The organism is Paenibacillus wenxiniae, from assembly GCF_039822605.1.
Taxonomy (GTDB): domain Bacteria; phylum Bacillota; class Bacilli; order Paenibacillales; family Paenibacillaceae; genus Saccharibacillus; species Saccharibacillus wenxiniae.
Genome location: NZ_JBCGUH010000015.1, coordinates 79,810 through 99,357 on the forward strand (window position 1 = coordinate 79,810; position 19,548 = coordinate 99,357).

Annotated in this window: 25 protein-coding genes; 2 read left to right on the forward strand and 23 right to left on the reverse strand. The window is 39.4% G+C overall.

All coding sequences use genetic code 11. From position 1 onward, the window contains the following. Window positions 1-4 precede the first annotated feature (4 nt). Window positions 5-1,306, forward strand: coding sequence for an LbetaH domain-containing protein (locus AAHF22_RS19855; protein WP_347326757.1), 1,302 nt, complete (start codon window positions 5-7; stop codon window positions 1,304-1,306). Between the two features lie 60 nt (window positions 1,307-1,366). Here AAHF22_RS19855 and AAHF22_RS19860 read toward each other — a convergent pair whose 3' ends face one another. From AAHF22_RS19860 to AAHF22_RS19950, 19 genes are all read right to left on the reverse strand, one after another. Continuing rightward, entirely contained in the window at window positions 1,367-2,098 is a 732-nt protein-coding gene (locus tag AAHF22_RS19860) for a cytidylyltransferase domain-containing protein (protein WP_347326758.1), read from the reverse strand. 19 nt (window positions 2,099-2,117) lie between these two features. Then, window positions 2,118-3,107: a UDP-N-acetylglucosamine 4,6-dehydratase family protein gene (locus AAHF22_RS19865; RefSeq protein ID WP_347326759.1), complete on the reverse strand. Its 990-nt coding sequence runs from the start codon at window positions 3,105-3,107 to the stop codon at window positions 2,118-2,120. Between the two features lie 21 nt (window positions 3,108-3,128). After that, the gene (locus tag AAHF22_RS19870) at window positions 3,129-4,910 is read right to left on the reverse strand and encodes a motility associated factor glycosyltransferase family protein (RefSeq protein ID WP_347326760.1); all 1,782 of its coding nucleotides are present in this window, start codon (window positions 4,908-4,910) and stop codon (window positions 3,129-3,131) included. A gap of 168 nt (window positions 4,911-5,078) precedes the next feature. Then, the gene (locus AAHF22_RS19875; RefSeq protein WP_347326761.1) at window positions 5,079-5,432 is read right to left on the reverse strand and encodes a hypothetical protein; all 354 of its coding nucleotides are present in this window, start codon (window positions 5,430-5,432) and stop codon (window positions 5,079-5,081) included. Then, on the reverse strand, window positions 5,429-5,812 hold the full coding sequence (gene fliS, locus AAHF22_RS19880; protein ID WP_347326762.1) for a flagellar export chaperone FliS: 384 nt from the start codon (window positions 5,810-5,812) through the stop codon (window positions 5,429-5,431). Before fliS ends, AAHF22_RS19875 begins: the two co-directional genes overlap by 4 nt. Before the next feature lie 18 nt (window positions 5,813-5,830). Then, the gene (fliD, locus tag AAHF22_RS19885) at window positions 5,831-7,366 is read right to left on the reverse strand and encodes a flagellar filament capping protein FliD (RefSeq protein ID WP_347326763.1); all 1,536 of its coding nucleotides are present in this window, start codon (window positions 7,364-7,366) and stop codon (window positions 5,831-5,833) included. Between the two features lie 12 nt (window positions 7,367-7,378). Further along, window positions 7,379-7,741, reverse strand: a complete 363-nt coding sequence (locus AAHF22_RS19890) for a flagellar protein FlaG (protein ID WP_347326764.1) — start codon at window positions 7,739-7,741, stop codon at window positions 7,379-7,381. A 191-nt stretch (window positions 7,742-7,932) separates the two neighbouring features. Continuing rightward, window positions 7,933-8,700 (reverse strand): flagellin N-terminal helical domain-containing protein, encoded by a 768-nt coding sequence (locus tag AAHF22_RS19895; RefSeq protein ID WP_347326765.1) that lies wholly within the window; start codon window positions 8,698-8,700, stop codon window positions 7,933-7,935. 260 nt (window positions 8,701-8,960) lie between these two features. Continuing rightward, entirely contained in the window at window positions 8,961-9,728 is a 768-nt protein-coding gene (locus tag AAHF22_RS19900; protein ID WP_347326765.1) for a flagellin N-terminal helical domain-containing protein, read from the reverse strand. 195 nt (window positions 9,729-9,923) lie between these two features. Then, complete coding sequence (gene csrA / locus AAHF22_RS19905; RefSeq protein WP_347326766.1) at window positions 9,924-10,157, reverse strand: carbon storage regulator CsrA; 234 nt, start codon at window positions 10,155-10,157, stop codon at window positions 9,924-9,926. After that, window positions 10,157-10,597, reverse strand: coding sequence for a flagellar assembly protein FliW (fliW, locus tag AAHF22_RS19910; RefSeq protein ID WP_347326767.1), 441 nt, complete (start codon window positions 10,595-10,597; stop codon window positions 10,157-10,159). The genes csrA and fliW overlap by 1 nt, the downstream gene beginning before the upstream one ends. A gap of 89 nt (window positions 10,598-10,686) precedes the next feature. After that, on the reverse strand, window positions 10,687-11,613 hold the full coding sequence (flgL, locus tag AAHF22_RS19915) for a flagellar hook-associated protein FlgL (RefSeq protein ID WP_347326768.1): 927 nt from the start codon (window positions 11,611-11,613) through the stop codon (window positions 10,687-10,689). Between the two features lie 20 nt (window positions 11,614-11,633). Continuing rightward, the gene (gene flgK / locus AAHF22_RS19920; RefSeq protein ID WP_347326769.1) at window positions 11,634-13,181 is read right to left on the reverse strand and encodes a flagellar hook-associated protein FlgK; all 1,548 of its coding nucleotides are present in this window, start codon (window positions 13,179-13,181) and stop codon (window positions 11,634-11,636) included. 16 nt (window positions 13,182-13,197) lie between these two features. Beyond that, window positions 13,198-13,704, reverse strand: a complete 507-nt coding sequence (locus AAHF22_RS19925; RefSeq protein WP_347326770.1) for a flagellar protein FlgN — start codon at window positions 13,702-13,704, stop codon at window positions 13,198-13,200. A 3-nt stretch (window positions 13,705-13,707) separates the two neighbouring features. Beyond that, a complete protein-coding gene (gene flgM / locus AAHF22_RS19930; protein WP_347326771.1) occupies window positions 13,708-13,995 on the reverse strand; it encodes a flagellar biosynthesis anti-sigma factor FlgM in 288 nt (95 codons plus the stop codon). 345 nt (window positions 13,996-14,340) lie between these two features. Beyond that, entirely contained in the window at window positions 14,341-14,754 is a 414-nt protein-coding gene (locus AAHF22_RS19935; RefSeq protein ID WP_347326772.1) for a TIGR03826 family flagellar region protein, read from the reverse strand. A gap of 229 nt (window positions 14,755-14,983) precedes the next feature. After that, window positions 14,984-15,904, reverse strand: coding sequence for a ComFC family protein (locus tag AAHF22_RS19940; protein WP_347326773.1), 921 nt, complete (start codon window positions 15,902-15,904; stop codon window positions 14,984-14,986). A gap of 4 nt (window positions 15,905-15,908) precedes the next feature. Beyond that, window positions 15,909-16,877, reverse strand: coding sequence for a helicase-related protein (locus AAHF22_RS19945; RefSeq protein ID WP_347326774.1), 969 nt, complete (start codon window positions 16,875-16,877; stop codon window positions 15,909-15,911). Window positions 16,878-17,035: 158 nt separating this feature from the next. Then, on the reverse strand, window positions 17,036-17,236 hold the full coding sequence (locus AAHF22_RS19950) for a helix-turn-helix domain-containing protein (RefSeq protein WP_347326775.1): 201 nt from the start codon (window positions 17,234-17,236) through the stop codon (window positions 17,036-17,038). A 110-nt stretch (window positions 17,237-17,346) separates the two neighbouring features. Between AAHF22_RS19950 and AAHF22_RS19955 the strand changes: the two genes are divergently transcribed. Next, window positions 17,347-17,568 carry a helix-turn-helix domain-containing protein gene (locus tag AAHF22_RS19955; RefSeq protein WP_347326776.1) on the forward strand — a complete coding sequence of 74 codons (222 nt, stop codon included), beginning with the start codon at window positions 17,347-17,349 and terminating at the stop codon, window positions 17,566-17,568. 231 nt (window positions 17,569-17,799) lie between these two features. Here AAHF22_RS19955 and AAHF22_RS19960 read toward each other — a convergent pair whose 3' ends face one another. The 4 genes from AAHF22_RS19960 to AAHF22_RS19975 are packed head-to-tail and all read right to left on the reverse strand — an operon-like array spanning window position 17,800 to window position 19,443. Continuing rightward, window positions 17,800-18,174 (reverse strand): LytTR family transcriptional regulator DNA-binding domain-containing protein, encoded by a 375-nt coding sequence (locus AAHF22_RS19960; RefSeq protein WP_347326777.1) that lies wholly within the window; start codon window positions 18,172-18,174, stop codon window positions 17,800-17,802. Between the two features lie 10 nt (window positions 18,175-18,184). Next, complete coding sequence (locus AAHF22_RS19965; protein ID WP_347326778.1) at window positions 18,185-18,304, reverse strand: cyclic lactone autoinducer peptide; 120 nt, start codon at window positions 18,302-18,304, stop codon at window positions 18,185-18,187. A 4-nt stretch (window positions 18,305-18,308) separates the two neighbouring features. Further along, window positions 18,309-18,827 (reverse strand): accessory gene regulator ArgB-like protein, encoded by a 519-nt coding sequence (locus tag AAHF22_RS19970; protein ID WP_347326779.1) that lies wholly within the window; start codon window positions 18,825-18,827, stop codon window positions 18,309-18,311. Continuing rightward, the gene (locus AAHF22_RS19975; RefSeq protein ID WP_347326780.1) at window positions 18,820-19,443 is read right to left on the reverse strand and encodes a hypothetical protein; all 624 of its coding nucleotides are present in this window, start codon (window positions 19,441-19,443) and stop codon (window positions 18,820-18,822) included. The genes AAHF22_RS19970 and AAHF22_RS19975 overlap by 8 nt, the downstream gene beginning before the upstream one ends. Window positions 19,444-19,548: the final 105 nt, after the last annotated feature.

Genomic DNA, 19,548 nt, shown 5'->3' on the forward strand with positions numbered 1-19,548 from the left:
TATTATGCAGAATTATATTATTACATGGGTATATTGCGATCCTCAAACAGAGGAAAGCAGCTACACCCAAATGGGAAGCAATTCTTCTGAGACTTCTTTTCAAGAAATTTATTGGAAATGTGCGTATGTTTTTTTCAAAACCAGTATTATAAACAATCCTTCGGCAAAACATCTATTATTTACTAACAATCAGGATATACCTTTTATTGAAGGTGTTTCTTTAAAGGATAAGTTTGCTTCTATGAATGTAGAAGTTATAGAGATTCCTCTTACATTCAATACACCTCCCGATTATTTTTTTAGTTGGAGAAATCAGTTTTATCTATTTGATATTTTGGCTTACCTAGGAAGACATCTTGAGCCGGATGATAATGTCATTGTTCTCGATTCTGATTGTATCTTTACTAAGCCTGCTGAACCTATATTTAAGGACCTTGTACGCTACCCTGCTCTTGTTTACAGTTTACCGTTTAACGAATACGAGGATATTCATGGATTGTCGCGTATGCAAATGCTAGACGTCTATAATAAAATTTCAGATTCTGACTATGCAGAATACCCAACTTATTATGGGGGCGAATGGTTTGCTGCAAAAGTAAGTTATATTCGTCTTTTAAACTCCATGATTCCTAATATATGGCTGAAGAATATGAATCTTCATTTACAAGGCAAGCTGAAATTTAACGAAGAAGCTCATATGCTAAGCTTTTTATATGATGAATCCTGCGCCGAATTAGGGAGTGCCAATTCTTATATAAGACGTATGTGGACAATTTCTTCCATACGAAGAGATATTCAAAATACAGATACAGAGTTAATTATCTGGCATTGCCCTTCCGAGAAAAAATACGGAATATCTGCGTTATTTGATTCCCTCTGGCAAGACGAAAATAATCTTTTGACAGAAGAAGCCCAACTGCATTTAACCAATCATTTAGGAAAATATTTCGGTATCCCTAACGAGCAAGAAAGAAATAATTCTACTGATCAAGGTGTGTTAAAACAAATTGAGAGTATACAACGTATACATGGTCCAATTGCTATATTCGGAAGTGGCTCTTATGGTGTAAGTGTGCTGAATCTTCTTCATAATTTTGATATTTCCCCTTATGCCTTTATTGACAATGACTCTAAACGTTGGGGAACACTTGTTGAATCTATCCCGGTCATTTCTTTAAATGAAATGGAGGATAATACATTTATACTTATTGCTTCTTATGCATCAACTGAAATTGAAAAACAGCTGCTAGATCATGGTCTTTCAAAAGATGATCAATTTATGATCTACACATTTTATAATAACTAAGATATGAATCAATAAAAAAAAGGATGCCGCGAGAATATCTCAAGGCATCCTTTTTTTATTTTAAACTACTGGCTTTTGTTCGATATGCTCGTTAATAGAAGCGATTTGGGGATTTAATTTCAAAAATTCAATAATTTCACTGCTACTTAAATCTCTTGCGTTTTTAAGATTATTTTCGATTTCTCTACACAACATGTAATCCTCTTCCGTATCCACTGTAAGTCTCAATTTAGAATCAACTAGAGTGTCAGGCACTTTAAGTGTAGAAGTGTTAAACTGTTCACTGAATTCATATGCATAGTAGGTCACATGTTCTGTATGTCTACTTTCACTAGCACAATTATAGATTTTTTTTAATGTATCAAAAGAAAATAATTCCACAGCCAGTCCCCGAATCATGGGTTGAGCATGCTCATAAAATATAATATCCGATGGTTCGCTTATCATCTTATCAATTGTTTGTTGGGCAAGTTCATAGTCTAAATAAGGACAATCTGAAGTCACTCTTATGACATAATCAGGATTATACTCTTTAGCACAATCGTAATATCTTTTTAATACATTGTCTTCCGAGCCACGATAACAGACAATCTGATTTTCAAGAGCCCATTCTGCAATAGGATCATCCTGCCCAAGATCAGAAGTGGCGATAATTACTTTATTAATATGGTTTAACTTTTGGCACCGATTGATTACGTGACCCAGAACTGTATCCTTACCAAGAGGAAGCAAAACCTTGCCAGGCAATCTTGATGACCCCATGCGTGCTTGAATAATTATGATTATATTCATCGCTTCTCCCTGTTTACCGTTATACTAAGTTTTCTTGCATCAACCAGGTCTTAATTACATCTTGAGTGACTGGAACCATAGATAAATCAATTAATTCCTCATGAGCTAGTATGGAAGAAGCTTTAAATATAGGCGGAATGATATACATATCATCCTGCTCATCTGCTATTAGCCTCTCATCCATAGTCATCAATTCCTCAAATCTCTTTTCCCCTGGTCTTAAGCCTATATATTTTATATCTACTTTTGTAGGCAAATCGTACTTTTCTTGCATCAGCTCATCGATCGCGTTCGCAAGATCACCGATTTTTACAACAGGCATTTTTAACACAAATATTTCTCCACCATTAGCTATATCATTAGCTTTTAAAATCAAATGTATAGCTTGGCTAGGTGTCATCATATATCTAAGCATATTGGGATCTGTAATTGTAATTCTTTCACCGTTCAAAATTTGCTTTTTAAATAATGGAATAACTGATCCACGTGATCCCATGACATTACCAAACCTAACTGCTGAGAATATAGTTTGTGTGGAGCCTTTTTGTGATTCAGCTGAAGAAATTAACCGCTCTCCAGTTAATTTAGTGGCTCCATACGTATTAGTAGGCGAAATGGCTTTATCTGTGCTAGTGAATAGCACTTTTTTTACATTATTATGAATAGCTGCTTGAATAACATTTTGAGTTCCAATGATATTAGTTTGTACAGCTTCAAACGGATTATATTCACAAAATGGAACATGCTTCATGGCTGCTAAATGAAACACATAATCAATATCCTTCATCGCTCTAATTAATCTTTCTTGATCTCGTACATCACCAATTAAAAATCTTAATTTAGATGCATGCTCTGTAAATTGAATTCCCATTTCGTATTGCTTATATTCGTCCCGACTAAATATACGAATAACTTGTGGATCATCCTGAAGCAACTGCTTGATTAAATGGTTACCGATTGTTCCAGTACCGCCTGTAATCAATATTTTCTTCTGGTGATATATTCCCATTCATTTATAACCTCCACTTTTTTATCTTTGAACATTCTCTATACGTTGCAAAGAATTTTGGAAAATATCTTTTAAATCTTTTAAAATAACTATGATAGAATCCACTAGTTCACCTAAGTGAAGATAAATTAGACTTGATTTGGTCACTATATTTTTTTCTGTAATAATACCTGGTAATTGTTTATCAAATTTTGATAATTCAAGAGGAATGACACACTCCATAACAGGTTCAAACCAACTACGATTAACAATAGAAGTCCATTCAATTTCAATATTTTCTAAAGTCTGTTGAGCTTTAAGTGGTTTACTACGACTAAGAGTTTGAACCTTATCCAGCAATTTTCTCAAGCTTTTTAATTCTTGATTTACTACTTCAAAATCTTGTACAATGTTTTTCAATTTCTCCTGAACATTCTCGATCCCTACATGTGGCTGTTCTACATGTTGCTGTAATAACTGTTCAATAGCCTTTGTTTCTATATGTTCTGACTCAATCATTCGTAATACATCTTCTACAAGCATAAATGTAGAGCCAGATATTTCAGCACCTTTGCGGGTTGCATTAATAAACTTTACACTTGGAAATGCAGCAATTAAGGCTTCTAGTCCTTCCTTCATAAATAAGAAGTTATGATTAGTTATATTGTAAGAGCCTTCAACGTTTTTAACGAGTAACTGATTTTCTTCAGCTTCGTTAATTTTAGAATCCAAATAATTTGTATGAGTATGCGTAATTCCTTCTGCATAAAATTTGTTATTAGAGAAAGAAAGATCTTGTCCCATCATAATTATTTTACGAGCTCCTAAGCAAATTGCGACCTGCATAGCTGTTCCTGTTACAGTTGAAGTTGGCTCGATGAAAAATTGTTCTCTAGACTCACCTAAAAAGAATTGCGATACATAATCATTCCGAAGCAAACTATATATACGCTGATCTGCTTTCTTTTCAGTTAAACCATAATACGCAGTAGATGTTATGATCATAGGGGGTACTAGAGTATCTGGATTTGAGAAGATGGTTTCATTAATTTGTCCACCATCCATTACAACTGTAGCATGAGGCTGTATGCCATGTTTTACTAAAGCTTGAATACTGGAACCAGCCGCAATAATAATTGCATGAGATTTAAGCTTTTTCAACCATTCTATATCTTGTTCCAGAGATGGCCCAGAGCCCACAATTACTGCAGTACATTCTTGAAAAGAATTCTGTAATGATTCAATAGAAGGCGATGTTAATAAAGAAGCCAATTGAAACATACTATTTCTCATCCACTGTATCCGAAAGTGATTCATCGTTTTTTGATTGACCTCAAAAGTTTGATTATATTTTATAAATTCCTCTTTTAATTCGTATAGTTGTTCAACACCATGTTCAAGATATTGACGATGAGCTACAAAAGCCAAATCATATTGCATATAAATTGAAATAGATGAGAAAAGCATTTTCAGATGATCTTTGCCAATAGCGATTCCTTTGAATCCTGGATGCTGAAAAAGCTCAACCAAATTATACTTTTGAATAGCATCATAGAAAACAGAGATATTAGGTTCATATAAAAATATCCATCGCTCTGGATACTGTTCCAGTAAATCAATGACAGCTAATCCCTGTCCAAAACCGTACATAAAAATAAGTTTAAAATCTTCTACTGAACCTTTTACTGCTTCGAGCCAGTCATTATCTTTCTCTAAGCACTCTGTATATATACTAGATGAATCAATTCCTATATTTTTAATTGATTGTAATACATGTGGAAACTTCTTCTCTAAAAAAGCTATATTCTGTTGTAATATAGACACGATTACACCACACCACCCTTTTTCGCTCATTTTCCTTTGTATCTTCTATACAGTATATCGGATTTCTGGCAGCTTCTATGAATATTTTGTAAAAAAACCAGTCTTTTTTCCTAGATAATAAAGAAAAATGCACGTAACCTAATGTAGTTAAGGATTACGTGCACTTTATTATTTACGACGATCTACAAAAAAGCTATCTGTCACATAATGCTGATGATACGCGTGCTGCTGGTTACGAATCGTTCCTTGTCGCTCCAACCATTGACCTGCTTCTTGCTTAATCTGATCCATTTTATTTAAAATGATTGGATCCATATTCATTAATTCAGAAATCTGTACTTTGTGTTCTTCTGTAAGCTCTGCACGATACATTTCCATCCTCTTGATTAGAACTTCACGCTCATCAATAAAGGAAAACAGTTCTTCATCACTTATAATATTCAGACGCTCAATGATTCCCACAGATAGAACATGTAACTGCTCTAACAGGGATGACATGCCTTCTTCATATTGATGCGTCATACGCTTGTCGCCACATCAGGAAGCTTGCTTGCTTCTACCCACGTTTCGCGCAGATCACTCAAATGAATGAGCGCTTCTTCAGCAAGCTCACGATTCTTTTTCACATTAGCTTCGATCAAACAATGCAGCATATATTCATAGATCATCAGCAAATCATTAGCAATCGCAAATTCAAAGTTTAAAGCCGAAATCAATTCATGCACAATTGCTTGTGCTTTACAAAGATTGTTGTTGGCTTTCTCATAATTGCGTTCTTCAATGCCTTCTATGCCGGCTTTTACAAAACGAATGGCACCATCATATAACATGATAAGCAGCTTTGGTTTAGAAGCGGTTTGTGCCTGTGCCTGTTGATATTTTTGGTAAGGTGATGGAATCACTTTATTGCCCCCTTATTCCTATCTAAAACTCGAGAGTGCCGACGCCTGGTTGTTGTATCGGTTCATGGCTGTTTCCATAGCCGTGAACTTTTTGTAGTAATTGGTTTCTTTATCATTCAGTCGGCTGGTCATATCGCTAATTTGGCGATCCAGCGAAGTCAATTGGCTTCCGAGTAAACTGTTTACTAAGAATGAAGCATTCGTATCACTGCTTACTTTGGATGTACCGGCTGTGCTGGCCATACTTTCCAGAGCAGAACGAGTGACTTTTTTCATTTTGGCAAGAATACCATCGTTTTCCGTGTACGTATTGTTCATTGTACTTTTGGAATTGTTAGCGCCAAAGAAATTGTTAACGATATTTGGGTCTTTTTCTAAAGCATCCTTCAGCTTATTCGTATCCAGAATAAGTTTACCTTTTGTTTCATATGTTCCGGTACTAATGCCTAGCTGTGCAAAGCTAATCGATGTTCCATTATCCAGCTTTACACCCTGTACCATGGCTGTACGCATATTGGAGATCGTTTGCTCCAAAATACTATCACCTTTGAGCATACCGCTTTTTGCTTTGGAGTTCCAAAGCTTGACCTCATCATCACTCATATCCTTTTTCTGTTCGTCGGTCAATGGCTGGTATTTCGTATAACGCTCTTCGCCTATTTTACCGTTCATCAAGGACAATACGCTATTATAAGCATCTACAAAGCTTTGCACTGAACTAACCAGTTTATCGGTATCCCCAGTAATGTTAATTTGCGATGATTGGCCAGCAGCGGTAACACTATTCAATGTCAATTGAACACCGTTAATAGTGAACTGATTGGACGATTGTGTCATATCCAATCCGTTAATGTTTACTTTAGCGTCTTTACCCATCACACTCGTCGAAGAGTCTGAATTGGTAGAGCTTGCAATATTAAAGTTACTAAACGCTGAACCTGACAGGTTAATTGCACTTTTACCAGTAGAATTATTAGTAATCGACATTTTACCTGTACCAGAGTCATAAATGGCTGTAACGCCAGCTTTACTTGTATTAATTTTTTGTACAAAATCATTAATGGAATCTGTTGCACTATAGTTCACTGTAACTGCTGCTCCATTACCAAGTGCAATCGATACGGAGCTATCACTGCTACTGCCTGTTACATCAGACATTTTAAGCAATGAACCGTCTTTGCCATCATTTTTGTCTTTAGCTGAAACGCCTGCACTGGAAGAAACTCGTGAAGCTGTTGCCAACTGAGATACAGTTACATTCATTGACGAACTTCCAGATGCTCCAGTTGCCGTCGCGCTGACCGATGTTGCATCGCCAGTCACCGTTGCTTTTTGAGCATTGATCGAACTGCTCAAGCTCAAATTAGATAACTTGTCATTCAGGAATGTTACAAGCTGTGAGCTGACATCGCGATAGCCTTCCTGTTTCCAGGACAATAGTTGTCTCTGCTGATTCAGTTTATCCAGTGGTGCTTTCTCAGCAGTCATCAATTTTTTGACCGTAGCATCAATATCCAATCCACTTGCTAAGCCTGAAATTCTAGTTACTGCCATTTCTTCATCCCCTTATACTTTTTTATCGACAATTAGGCCGGTAATTTCCATAAGTTTTGCTAAAGCATCTAAAATTTTTTCTGGAGGTGCTTCACGAATGAGTTCACCTGTATCTTTATTCTTTACTTTAATCATGATAGAGTGCGTTTCTTTGTGCATCGAAATCTCTAAAGATTTAGCCGGGCCTTGAATGGCATTAACTGTTTTTTGAAAATCTTGCATCACTGCTTGAGAATCAGCTAACTTCTGAGGACCGGTATTCGCGGCAGCAACAAGCTCAGCGGGAGTATCTGTATTTTTGGAAGTAGTATCTTTGAGAGCATTGGAGTATGAATTCGTTACCGCAATACTGCTTGTATTGTTAATAGGGTTCATTTCATCTCCTCCTTTAAATTAAATCATGATGTATTCGTATGGATGTTATACGTGAGATTGACTCACGTTGATATTCAACTATGTATTATTATTATCGGTTAACACCATGCTTTCTTTAACTTCTATCGCCTAAAATAAGCAAAAAGACCCTGATAAAATCAGAGTCTTTCGCGAAAATACATAGCTTACGATTAACGCAGCAAGGAAAGTACGCCCTGTGGCGCAGAGTTCGCTTGGGACAGCATCGATTGGGATGCCTGTACGAGGATGTTGTTCTTGGACAGAGCAACCATTTCCTTCGCCATGTCAGTATCACGAATACGGGACTCGGATGCTGTCAGGTTTTCTACAGTTGTACCCAGGTTGTTCGATGTGTATTCCAGACGGTTTTGTACCGCACCAAGATTCGCACGTTGTGTTGCTACTTTCTCGATTGCTGTACTAATGCTGGACAATGAAGACGAAGCATTCAAGTTTTTAAAACCAGTTGTTGTCACACCGGAAACAGTGATAGAGAACTTGGAATCGTCAGCTTGTACTTTTACAGAAGAAGTGATTTTGATACCGTTGAACGTTGTGTTACTCATGATCGAATCGATCTGTGTACCCAGCTGTTTCAACTCGGCATTGATGTTCGATTTGTCACCAGCACTATACGTACCGTTCAGCTTCTGTACGTTCAGTTCTTTCATACGTCCCAGCATGGAGCTGACTTCGTTCATCGCGCCCTCTGCTGTTTGTGCGAAAGAGATACCGTCTTGAACGTTACGTTGTGCTTGTTCCAGACCACGAATCTGTCCACGCATTTTTTCGGAGATCGACAGTCCTGCTGCATCGTCAGATGCACGGTTGATACGCAGACCCGAAGACAGTTTCTCCATGTTTTTACTTGCTGCGGTGCTGTTCATGTTCAAGTTGCGTTGTGTGTTCAACGCTGGAATGTTGTGATTGATAATCATTGGTGTTTCCTCCCTGAAATTGGTTATTCCACATCCATGTGGTTAGCTTACGGATCGAGAATGCAAAGCCGGCCGTGCTTTGCATTTCTTTTCCTATATATTATATCGTCGGTACAACCATAATTATTTATAGTTAAATCCAAATATTAATAACAATATTTACTGAAATATTCGAGAATACCTTTGCTTCTATTTTATGTGTCCTCAAAAAAAGAACCCTGATAAAATCAGGGTTCTTTTTAAACTGTCCAAATTTACGATTAACGCAGCAGGGAAAGTACGCCCTGTGGCGCAGAGTTTGCTTGGGACAGCATCGATTGGGAAGCCTGTACGAGAATGTTGTTCTTGGACAGAGCTACCATTTCTTTCGCCATGTCAGTATCACGAATACGGGATTCCGATGCTGTCAGGTTTTCTACAGTTGTACCCAGGTTGTTCGATGTGTATTCCAGACGGTTTTGTACCGCACCAAGATTCGCACGTTGTGTTGCTACTTTCTCGATTGCTGTACTAATGCTGGACAATGAAGACGAAGCATTCAAGTTTTTAAAACCAGTTGTTGTCACACCGGAAACAGTGATAGAGAACTTGGAATCGTCAGCTTGTACTTTTACAGAAGAAGTGATTTTGATACCGTTGAACGTTGTGTTACTCATGATCGAATCGATCTGTGTACCCAGCTGTTTCAACTCGGCATTGATGTTCGATTTGTCACCAGCACTATACGTACCGTTCAGCTTCTGTACGTTCAGTTCTTTCATACGTCCCAGCATGGAGCTGACTTCGTTCATCGCGCCCTCTGCTGTTTGTGCGAAAGAGATACCGTCTTGAACGTTACGTTGTGCTTGTTCCAGACCACGAATCTGTCCACGCATTTTTTCGGAGATCGACAGTCCTGCTGCATCGTCAGATGCACGGTTGATACGCAGACCCGAAGACAGTTTCTCCATGTTTTTACTTGCTGCGGTGCTGTTCATGTTCAAGTTGCGTTGTGTGTTCAACGCTGGAATGTTGTGATTGATAATCATTGGTGTTTCCTCCCTGAAATTGGTTATTCCACATCCATGTGGTTTTTTCAAGCAACTAACAAGTGTTGATACTTAACGTATTTACCTGCTCTTGCTCTACTATATATATCGTCTGAAACGGTTACTAAGTTTATAGCAGTTTAGTATTTTTCTTTAAAATAAATAACAAATTTTAGGATGATAAAACGAGTATGCTCATTGATCCTGTTCTTGTTTCTCATTCAGGAAATCTTGAATAAGTTCTGTATTTACAGCCGCACTTTGATTACTTAATTGAATGGCATGATAGATCTCTTTACGATAAATATCTATATTTTTAGGGGCACTAATGCCAATCTTGATAACATCTGCATCGGTCGACAAAATCGTAACTTCGATATGATCATCGATAATGATCGATTCGCCTTTTTTCCGTGATAAAACGAGCATTAGCTTTCATCCCCTTCCACTTTCACTGGTTGTAGTGGATGGCGAATCGTATAGTCCGTATTTTGCAAAATGATTTGCTTCGCTTGCATCGTATCCAGATTAAATATAATCGGTGCTACCAGATTAACGGTACGCTGCTGCGGTACCTTATTCCAGGATACAATATTGCGCACAACGACTTTATCTTCACTCGTAATGCTAAGTTCATCAATCACATCTTCTGGAATCTCCACTTCATATTGTTGAAAATAAGCAAAGGGGTCAAGCAAGATAAAGCTAATCTCAGGCTGTTCGACAGACTGCAAAATACTGAATGGAGAAATCTGTTGAACATACGTATAATTTGTTATTTCTGCGAAGCCAGGGATACCTTTAGCGAACGTAAATACCTGTTCTTTATTGTCAGAAGTGATAGACGGATTAAGCTGTGAATCGGACATGGTGCATATTCCTCCCTATTTTCAGCAAAAGGCTACGGACAGAGGTAGTCCATAGCCTTTTAAATTTATTATGATTCTATATTTCCATTTTAACTCAAAAAGTTCACAAGTGACAGCTTCATTGTTGCAGCTGATGTTTGCAATGCTGCTTGATAGATCGTTTGAGCGGTTGTTGCTTTGATCATCACTTCAGAAATATCGGCATCTTCCACTTTGGATTGCAGATCGGTCACATTCATTTCACGATCTCCAAGACGACTGTTAATCAATTCAACCCGGTTCGTTTTGGCACCAACTTCAGCACGTGCCGCGCCCATCGTACTCATACGAGATTCGATATTGCCCAGCTCGCCACTAATAGCTGAATAGTTACCGTCTTTCGCAGCAATCGCTCCATTGATTGCTGCTGTCAAACGATCAAAAATTTTGAATGCATTGTCATTATCTGTTTTGTTACCAAAAAATTCATTTCCACTCGTGCTCACACCAATGGAAATTTGTTCACTTACTCCATAGGTAACTTTACCGGTATCTGTAACAACATCACCAAGATTAACTCCTGATGAACTTGTATCATAAGGTCGCTCGTCAAACTTCTCGCCATTAAAAATATAACGACCTGTCAACTGACTGTTTCCAATATCCGCCATTTGACCTTTTAATTGGGAAAGTTCGTCCTTAATCGCTTTAAGACCACTACCATCCGTTGTGCCTGTACCCGCTTGAATCACGAGTTCTTTGACACGCTTCATAATATCGGTCGATTGCCCCATCACGGTATCGGAATAGTCGAGCCAGCTTTGTGCCGCATCGGTATTTGATTTGTATTGATCCGTAGCCGCCAGCTCTGCGCGATAGCGGAGTGCATACGTGGTGCCTACCGGATCATCAGAGGCTTTATTAATTTTACGACCTGTTGAAGACTGCATGCTCAGATCGCTCATCGTGTTTCTGTTTTTGTTTAAGTTGCTCAGTGTCTGGTTGGACACCATATTTGAAGTTACGCGAATTGCCATTATGATCTACCCCTCATTTATCAGAGTCCAACACGGCCTGTGCTGTTAATTAAACGTTCAAGCAACTGATCCATCGTAGTCATAAAACGGGAAGATGCAGTATAGGCGTGCTGAAACTTGACCAAATCAGACATTTCTTCGTCAAGTGATACGCCACTCACCGATTGTCGGCTCGCTTCCACTTGATCCGTAAGTGTCTGAGAGTTATCGGTTTGACGGCTCGCTTCCTGTGAACTTACACCAAGCTGGCCGACGATACCGTTAAAATAATCCTGAACCGTCGTTGACGAAACGCCGCCAAAATCCATTTTTGTACCTTTCAGCTCAGACATCAGCAAAGCCAGTCCGCCATTACCAGCTACGACCTTTTCGCTAGCACCTGTACCAGAAGTACGCAGGGAGAATGCAATTTTACTTGGATCATTCTGTAACGATTTGCTGAGTGTAATATTAGATGCTGTCACCGTTCCACTATTGTCCTTCGTACCAAAGAAATCTCCGCCCTGCTCACTGGAGCTATTGTAGCCCAGCTTATGCAGACCATTAATACCTTTAACCGTTGTGGTCAGATCGGACGTTAGTGTACGGTTGCGTGCGGCATCAGAGTAAGTGACCCCATTGATTACAGTTCCTTCCGGAATAACAGAACCTGCCGGCAAGGTGACATTGAATTCGCCATTAGCGAGTGTATTGGCAAGCTGATCCAGCTGTGCTTTTTGTCCTGCAACGTTAACATCACGGGAATACATCAGTCCGTACATTTCTCCGCTATTCAGCGTTCCACCTTCAAATGCGGTTTGTACACCAGCAGCTGTGAGCGGTGTAACGGTACCACCCGTAATGACCTGTTGACCACCGAAATTCACTTGATAGCCTGTATTTAGCTCAGTCACGGTAACATTACCATATTTAGAAATCTGATCGATCGCATAATCGCGCTGATCGCGAAGGTCATTCGCATCATTGCCCTGTGCTTCAATCTTCATAATATTCTGATTTAAGGTGCCTACTGTATTCATCAGTGAGTTTACTGTGGATACATCCAGAGCGACACTTGAAGTCAGATCGGTGCTCAACGCATCTAGCTGTTGGCTCGTCTGATTCATTGCGTCTGTTAATGCGAGTGTCGTTTCTTTTAATACTTTTTGATTCGTTGTACTCTGAGGGTCTTTACTCAGATTCGACCATGCACTCCAAAACTTGTTGATTACGGTCTGCATGCCTGTATCAGATGGCTCGTTGATTACTTTTTCAAGCTTGCTCAGTGTATCGGAACGTACCGTCCAGCTTCCAAGCGAAGAATTTTCGCCGCGATATTGTGTATCCAGAAACATAGAACGTACACGCTTGATCGCAGTAGCTTCGACACCTGTACCGAGTTGTCCAGAATTCGTCGAATTACGAAAAGCTACAGCTTCCAATGGATTTGTGGCACTCGTATGTACCACCTGGCGCGAATAGCCTGCTGTATTGGCATTAGCGATATTGTGAGAAACCGTGCTCAGTGACGTTGTAGTTGTCGCCAGACCCCGGCGAGCCGTTTCAATGGAATGAAATGTTGATGTCATAGGAACCTCCTAAATATTAGCCTCTTGTATCAAACAATCCGGAACGAGTAAAACCGTATGCTTTCTCAGCCGGATGTTGGTAGGTTGCTTCCTGTTCTGGAACCAGCGCCATCATTTCCAATGAAAAGTCTACGTATTCCAAAGCCTGTTGAATCAACTGTTTGTTCAGGTCATTAAGTTGCTGGAACCGTTGCAGTGTATCGAACAGAGTAGAGCGAGCGTCAAGCAACTGCTGCTTCTCATCGGGATCAAACACCAGCCGCGCCAGCTCAGTCAGATTAAGCCGCAGCTTGGACTTGATGCCCCGTTCCAGCAGGAATTCGTAAACGAGCTGCTCGCGCTCATTTTCTAACTGCTCGACCTGTTTGGCCAGCTTGGATTCCTGATTCATGACGGCAATCAATTCATTGATTTGATTATCAATAACGGCCCGCTTTTTGCTTTCTCCCAGTTCGATTAATTGCAGATGGCTATCATTCAGTTCATTGAGCTTAGCCACCAGCGGCTGCACAGTTCCATTCATTTATTAATTCCCCGTTCCTTTTAGGAAAGGCAGTAGCTTGTCAGCCAGCGCACCAGCGTCGACTTTGTATGTGCCCGCAGCTACTTGCTCTTTCAGACTTTGAATTTTTTGAGCGCGCTCTGCACTTGCAGTAGCTTGTGCATTGTTCGCTTGCAGCATTTCCATAGCTTCTGGAGAGATGGATACTTCGTCCTTACGGTTTGCTTTCTTTTCACCAGTTACAGCCTTTGCTTCATTTGCACGTTGGTATGGGTTAACAGCACCTATACGTTGTGTATCGTTAATTTTCATAGTTTTTTACACACTCCTTAGTAAATTTGAGAAAGAGTTCCTACTCCTTAGAGTCATTTGCTACGGGAAGATGGACCGTCTTTTCAAAATTAGGAAGTCCTTTTTGAGATAACAGGAATGTTGGGTGATATTCGGAATCATGCATTTCCTGGTATCATTAAGGCAACCGAATTGTTGTTACTAAGATTATCGACCACTTTTAGCTTAATTTTTATAGTCTTAAAGTGGTTAATTGTGTAGTAATTTTTTTCGTTCCTTAAGTCCCAAACCTGCACAGCTATGCAAGTTTTAACACTCAAAATGTACTAGGAATTGTCGTTATTTGACTAGGAATAGGAAGTGTTCCTAGTTATCCCGGAATTTGTCGACAACTCTATAGGCCCCCTGTGTCTTATCCGCCTGATTATTTTTGCTAGCATCATTGTCGTTATAAGCGTTACGAATATCTTTCGTTAAACGCGAGCGACAGGAATCACACATATTGCTATCTCGAATAATCGTTCCACACACCTCGCAAGGATATCCCATATTCGGTGCATTGGCGATGGAGATCCGTCCTTCTCTAATGAAAGTCGTAATCTGCTTAATCGACACTCCTGTTACTGCGGACAAATCCGTAATTGTAGTTCCTCTGTTCTCTCTTAAATATTGACTACATTCTTCATACTGTCGTTCAATATCTTTTATACAATTGCTACACATGCCTCTTAAATTAAGTACATACAGTTTCCCACACTGAGGACAATTTCCTAGATTCATGAACTGCTCGCCTCCTATCAGTATTATTCCATCTATGTTGTGTAAACTCTAAGGTCATTTAATGAAGATGTCTTTATTTATATCGTAAATAAAGGTGCATTTTATTAGCATTACTTAATAAATTAAAAGTTTGGTTACCCTTTTGCTCACGATTTGCTCACATTAATGATCCGGATCGCTATGAATTTACAATAGCTACAGCTACTTTTCCTATTTTATTAGGAACGATTTAGGAGCGTGCACAGGTGAGCGAGATGATCTGAAATTGCATATGACATTGCTTTCCCAGTTCATGCAATGCTATCGCGCAATTATTGATTGTACTTCCTGTTGTGTAAATGTCATCAATGAGCAGAATAGGAATGGTTTTATCATTTACAGCTACATATTGTTCATTACGAGATGCTTGAGTACCCGCTGGCTTTAATGCGGAATTTGTATAGATAGGACGGGTTGGCTCAATCGAATAGGAAGATGCTCCAACGATATTCTGTTTATGAAACGGATACAGCTGTTTATGTAGAAGCGAACTAGCGGTAGCCGAATAGGAAAAAACTCCTGTCATATTACGAATGCGTTCCTGTCTTCCTTGCTCGCTCTGTTTTACCGTTTGCTTATTGCGTTGTAATAGCGGTAAATAAGGTAGCTTGAGAGCGGCTGCTAGCCGGCAAGCCATCTGTTCAGCCTGATCAAAACCACGTTCCTGCAAGCGATTCGTGCTTGCTGGCACAGCGGTAATCCAGACTGGAGACCACTTTTGTCCACAATAATGGCTTAACTCTGCCTGAAGACGATAATATCCTTCTATGATTAGCTGTCCAAACAAGCCTTCATAGCGCTCATTTCCTCTATATTTATACGCAGCCATCCAGCTACGAATATCGGCATTATAACGAACAGCACTACGATTAAGCCAAAAATACCTTCGCCCCATCTCCTGACGGCGGCAATCGGGACAATCGATGCTCCGTCCACATATTTTACAATGAGGCTGTGTAATCCACGGAATCTGGCTGGCACATGTATAACATAATCCATCATATCCGGATGATGACGGAATCGAATGGGCACAGCTCATACATTGCCGATATTGTGGATGCAAATACTGCCATAGCTTACTCCAGCCTGTAGCACCAGGAAAGCGATTCATCGACTTATCTCCTTTCTGGACAAGCTACAATATAATTGTGTTTACGTGCGATACGATTCATAAAGCGGATCTGGCCAATCGCTTGTCTCTGACTACGACCGTATTCCGATGCGGTAAAAATCACTTTGCCTGCCGGGTCCTGCTTGGATCTGCCTGCTCGCCCTGCCATCTGAATCAGTGCAGAGGTAGCATACACCCGATCGTGCGCGTCAATAATATACACATCACTACATGGAACGGTTACACCACGTTCCAATATCGTCGTCGTTACAAGAAGCCGAATCCGGCGTTCCCGAAATTGCAATACTTTTTGAGCACGTTGTTCATCTTCTGACGACGTTCCTGCAATGTGTAACATCGGAAAATGCTGTTTTAATAAAATAACCATAGGTTCGATCCAGGCGATACGAGGCATAAAGCAGAAAATTTGCGCGCCTCGATCAATAGAATGCTGAATTTGCTGCACTAGCTCGGTTGGAATTTTGCTACGACTATACCAGCTTACAAACGAGGAGGATTTGATTCGACAGGGTACAGGCAACGGATGCCCATGAAATCGCACCGGAACCTTTGCATGTGCTAATTTTCCCTGACGAATCGCTCGGCATAACTCCTCTGAAGGTGTGGCGGATAAATATACAAATTTGCCTGCTGGATGACAGGCGGTATATGCGCCATAGGCTAGCATTTGATTTCCTTCATAAGGAAAAGCATCAATTTCATCAATAATGATCAGATCAAATGCAGCATGATAACGCAGCAGTTGATGCGTAGTAGCAATGGTGATCGCACCTTGTATCCATTGTTCTTCACTACCGCCATACAGAGCAACTACCTGCTCATTGGGAAATGCCTGCCCAAGTCTTGGAGCAAGTTCGAGCACGACATCACGTCTTGGCGTTGCAATCAACACACGTTGCTTCATTCGAAGTGTATATTCGATTAGGGGGAATACCATTTCTGTTTTATTCATTAAAATGCACTGTTTGCATTATATGATAATCGTGAATTATTAACGGTTTCTTCTATTATATAAGTGCATTGTTTGCAACTTCGGAACTGCGTGTGTGGGCAAAGTGTGGGCAAGGTAAAAAGAGGAGTTAGTTTCTAATGAGACTAACTCCTCTTTTTTTATCCATTATAACTAAATAAAGCAGGTGTTTGATTGTAGAATATCATCAATTTGAACGCTACGTGGGCTGGTGTCTTTCCGAAATCATTTTCGTATTTAAGCAAGTTCTTCTTGCTAATTCCCAATTTCTTAGAAACGCTATCCAGATCAATCCCACGATTGTTCCTCAATAGAGCAAAAACATTTTTGTTCTTATTCATATTCGCCCTCCGGTTAATATTTCTGTTCTTTTTTTGTTCTCGTTTCACCGGAAGGATTACTTTGGTATAATCTTCATTGGGTTATGTCTCCTTTCCAGAAGGAGGGCAAAATGATTAAAGTCTCCCACGGGAGATGTTTGCTACAGCATTGGTTAGACAAGCGCGACTTGTCCCAAACTGATTTTGCTCGTAAAACCGGAATCGATGTACGGATGGTATCTCACTACTGCAATAACAAGCGCACGATGACTATCGACGCGCTATATGCAGCATCAGTGATACTGGAAGTAAGGATGGATCAGATATACGAGTTCAAGTTTGGTGCTGAGTAAACACTGCGGTTGCCGCCGCAGCTCCCCTGGGCCATTTTGGAACTTTAAGTTCCAAAGTCATATGTAATTTCATTTGCCACTACTCTATTTTGTGATATTAGGTCATTTGTGATTAACGACCTCTGTTACTATTAAATACCATTTATAACAAATGGTAAACAAAAATTGGCAGAATGAATTGAACCCATATTTCGACAGTATTACGACACTAAAACGACAAAAAACACCCGTTTATACGGGTGTAGTGAATTGTATATAAGGATTTTTACTTTTTAAATCTTTTATATTGTCTGCAAATTTATGTCTGGCCAAAGTGCAAACCTTTGATTTAACTTCATCAAAGTAAGCGTCTCTATAATTGGTATCAATTTCTATAATGTTATTGATGTTAATAAGAGCATTCCGATCAACCAAAGCAAAGTTTAAACCGGAGTTGTTAAGTACGATTTTCCAATACTTTAATGTACCGGTCATATAGTACATCGATCGTTGGGTATGCACAACAATGCGGTCAATATGTCGATCATATTCCATGTACCAAATTGTTCCAGTGTCAATATTCAGTATGCCCGTATCCCCATCTACCTCCCTTGTTACTGACAGCATATTACCACTCCTATTTTTTCAACAATTCTTCAGGTGCTTCTGGGGAATAGATAAAGCTAATGCTGGCAGTGGAAACAAAAAACATTGCTAGCGAAGATAGAGCTGTAGCTATCATTCCATAAAAACGCATACGATCACCTCCTCCATTTAATCAATAACAATGTTTGTGCTAAAAAAGAAAGCGCGACTATATCTGAACCGATCAGCAAATTACTCGCAACTACAATAACTCCTAATGCTTTTAGAAGTGGATAGAATTTGGCAGGTATTCGAGATTGTTTGGCAATGTCAGATGGTGCAAATATTACACAAAGCAGCATGCTTATGAGGGTGAAATAAATAATGATTGAATCGGGAATGGCAACTAAAGGTAAAACGATAAATAGTAATGAGGAAACGACTACGCATTGTATACCAGACTTCAAGTGATACCCGCCAGTAATTTGTCGCAGGACAGCGAAACAAGTCATGGATATAACAGCCAATTTCAAAGTTCCGAGCATTGAAGTTATCACTATAACCACAAAAATAATCATTGCCATATTAATAAGGATCGCTAGAGCATGCTTCAATACTGCGATGCTAGTAGGATGATCCGCAGGAGCCTGATTTTTGATATAAGTTGCTGCTTTAAGAGCTAACTGGTCAATCATATTCAGCCTCTTTTCTAAAAGCGTAATACAGCAATACAACAGCTAAAAGAGACATGAATATTATCACGTAGTAGAGATTGTTCACATACATCAATAATGATAAGACTATTAATGCAGAAGTAATAAATATCAGTATAGCCACATGTTCAAATTTAAACCTAAGCTTTTCGAAGTCTGCAATAAAACCGATTCTGAATCTTAACAAGAACCATACTATTCCAAGTGCGATTGCACTTGTCACCAACTGTACTATTGATCCTTTTACCGAATACTGCATGCTAGTATCAAACGATCCGTACAATGTCAAAATCACACCAGCCTGTAATAACGTATATATCAACATTCCGATCGCTGCCATGATTGCTGCCCACAGTACAGGTATGCGGATTATGATTGTAATAACCAATACATACAGGACGGTTATCAAGGCAGGTGCGATATAAGATAATTGCTCGGCTCTTAAAAGGTAGCTGACCAAATTCACAACCAGAAGCAAGAAAGATACAGGCCATACATACTTAGCTGGCGAAATACGGAATACAGAAACCATTAGAGCTAATCCCGCAAAGGCTTCGATGCTTGAGCATATAATGAAGCGGAATGCCTCAATAAACAATATTTTCCCTCCACATCCAAATTAATAAATAAATTATAGTAAATATATGTTCAATAGTATACTGACAAATAACAAAAATCTCTGAAATAAAATAAAAATATGAAT

Bases quoted from the DNA above. Each gene is read 5' to 3' on its own strand.
- AAHF22_RS19855 (WP_347326757.1), top strand. From the start codon at position 5: ATGCAGAATTATATTATTACATGGGTATATTGCGATCCTCAAACAGAG.
- AAHF22_RS19860 (WP_347326758.1), bottom strand. From the start codon at position 2,098: ATGAATATAATCATAATTATTCAAGCACGCATGGGGTCATCAAGATTG.
- AAHF22_RS19865 (WP_347326759.1), bottom strand. From the start codon at position 3,107: ATGGGAATATATCACCAGAAGAAAATATTGATTACAGGCGGTACTGGA.
- AAHF22_RS19875 (WP_347326761.1), bottom strand. From the start codon at position 5,432: ATGACGCATCAATATGAAGAAGGCATGTCATCCCTGTTAGAGCAGTTA.
- fliD (WP_347326763.1), bottom strand. From the start codon at position 7,366: ATGGCAGTAACTAGAATTTCAGGCTTAGCAAGTGGATTGGATATTGAT.
- AAHF22_RS19890 (WP_347326764.1), bottom strand. From the start codon at position 7,741: ATGAACCCTATTAACAATACAAGCAGTATTGCGGTAACGAATTCATAC.
- AAHF22_RS19895 (WP_347326765.1), bottom strand. From the start codon at position 8,700: ATGATTATCAATCACAACATTCCAGCGTTGAACACACAACGCAACTTG.
- AAHF22_RS19900 (WP_347326765.1), bottom strand. From the start codon at position 9,728: ATGATTATCAATCACAACATTCCAGCGTTGAACACACAACGCAACTTG.
- csrA (WP_347326766.1), bottom strand. From the start codon at position 10,157: ATGCTCGTTTTATCACGGAAAAAAGGCGAATCGATCATTATCGATGAT.
- fliW (WP_347326767.1), bottom strand. From the start codon at position 10,597: ATGTCCGATTCACAGCTTAATCCGTCTATCACTTCTGACAATAAAGAA.
- flgL (WP_347326768.1), bottom strand. From the start codon at position 11,613: ATGGCAATTCGCGTAACTTCAAATATGGTGTCCAACCAGACACTGAGC.
- flgK (WP_347326769.1), bottom strand. From the start codon at position 13,181: ATGACATCAACATTTCATTCCATTGAAACGGCTCGCCGGGGTCTGGCG.
- AAHF22_RS19925 (WP_347326770.1), bottom strand. From the start codon at position 13,704: ATGAATGGAACTGTGCAGCCGCTGGTGGCTAAGCTCAATGAACTGAAT.
- flgM (WP_347326771.1), bottom strand. From the start codon at position 13,995: ATGAAAATTAACGATACACAACGTATAGGTGCTGTTAACCCATACCAA.
- AAHF22_RS19935 (WP_347326772.1), bottom strand. From the start codon at position 14,754: ATGAATCTAGGAAATTGTCCTCAGTGTGGGAAACTGTATGTACTTAAT.
- AAHF22_RS19940 (WP_347326773.1), bottom strand. From the start codon at position 15,904: ATGAATCGCTTTCCTGGTGCTACAGGCTGGAGTAAGCTATGGCAGTAT.
- AAHF22_RS19945 (WP_347326774.1), bottom strand. From the start codon at position 16,877: ATGAATAAAACAGAAATGGTATTCCCCCTAATCGAATATACACTTCGA.
- AAHF22_RS19950 (WP_347326775.1), bottom strand. From the start codon at position 17,236: ATGAATAAGAACAAAAATGTTTTTGCTCTATTGAGGAACAATCGTGGG.
- AAHF22_RS19955 (WP_347326776.1), top strand. From the start codon at position 17,347: ATGATTAAAGTCTCCCACGGGAGATGTTTGCTACAGCATTGGTTAGAC.
- AAHF22_RS19960 (WP_347326777.1), bottom strand. From the start codon at position 18,174: ATGCTGTCAGTAACAAGGGAGGTAGATGGGGATACGGGCATACTGAAT.
- AAHF22_RS19965 (WP_347326778.1), bottom strand. From the start codon at position 18,304: ATGCGTTTTTATGGAATGATAGCTACAGCTCTATCTTCGCTAGCAATG.
- AAHF22_RS19970 (WP_347326779.1), bottom strand. From the start codon at position 18,827: ATGATTGACCAGTTAGCTCTTAAAGCAGCAACTTATATCAAAAATCAG.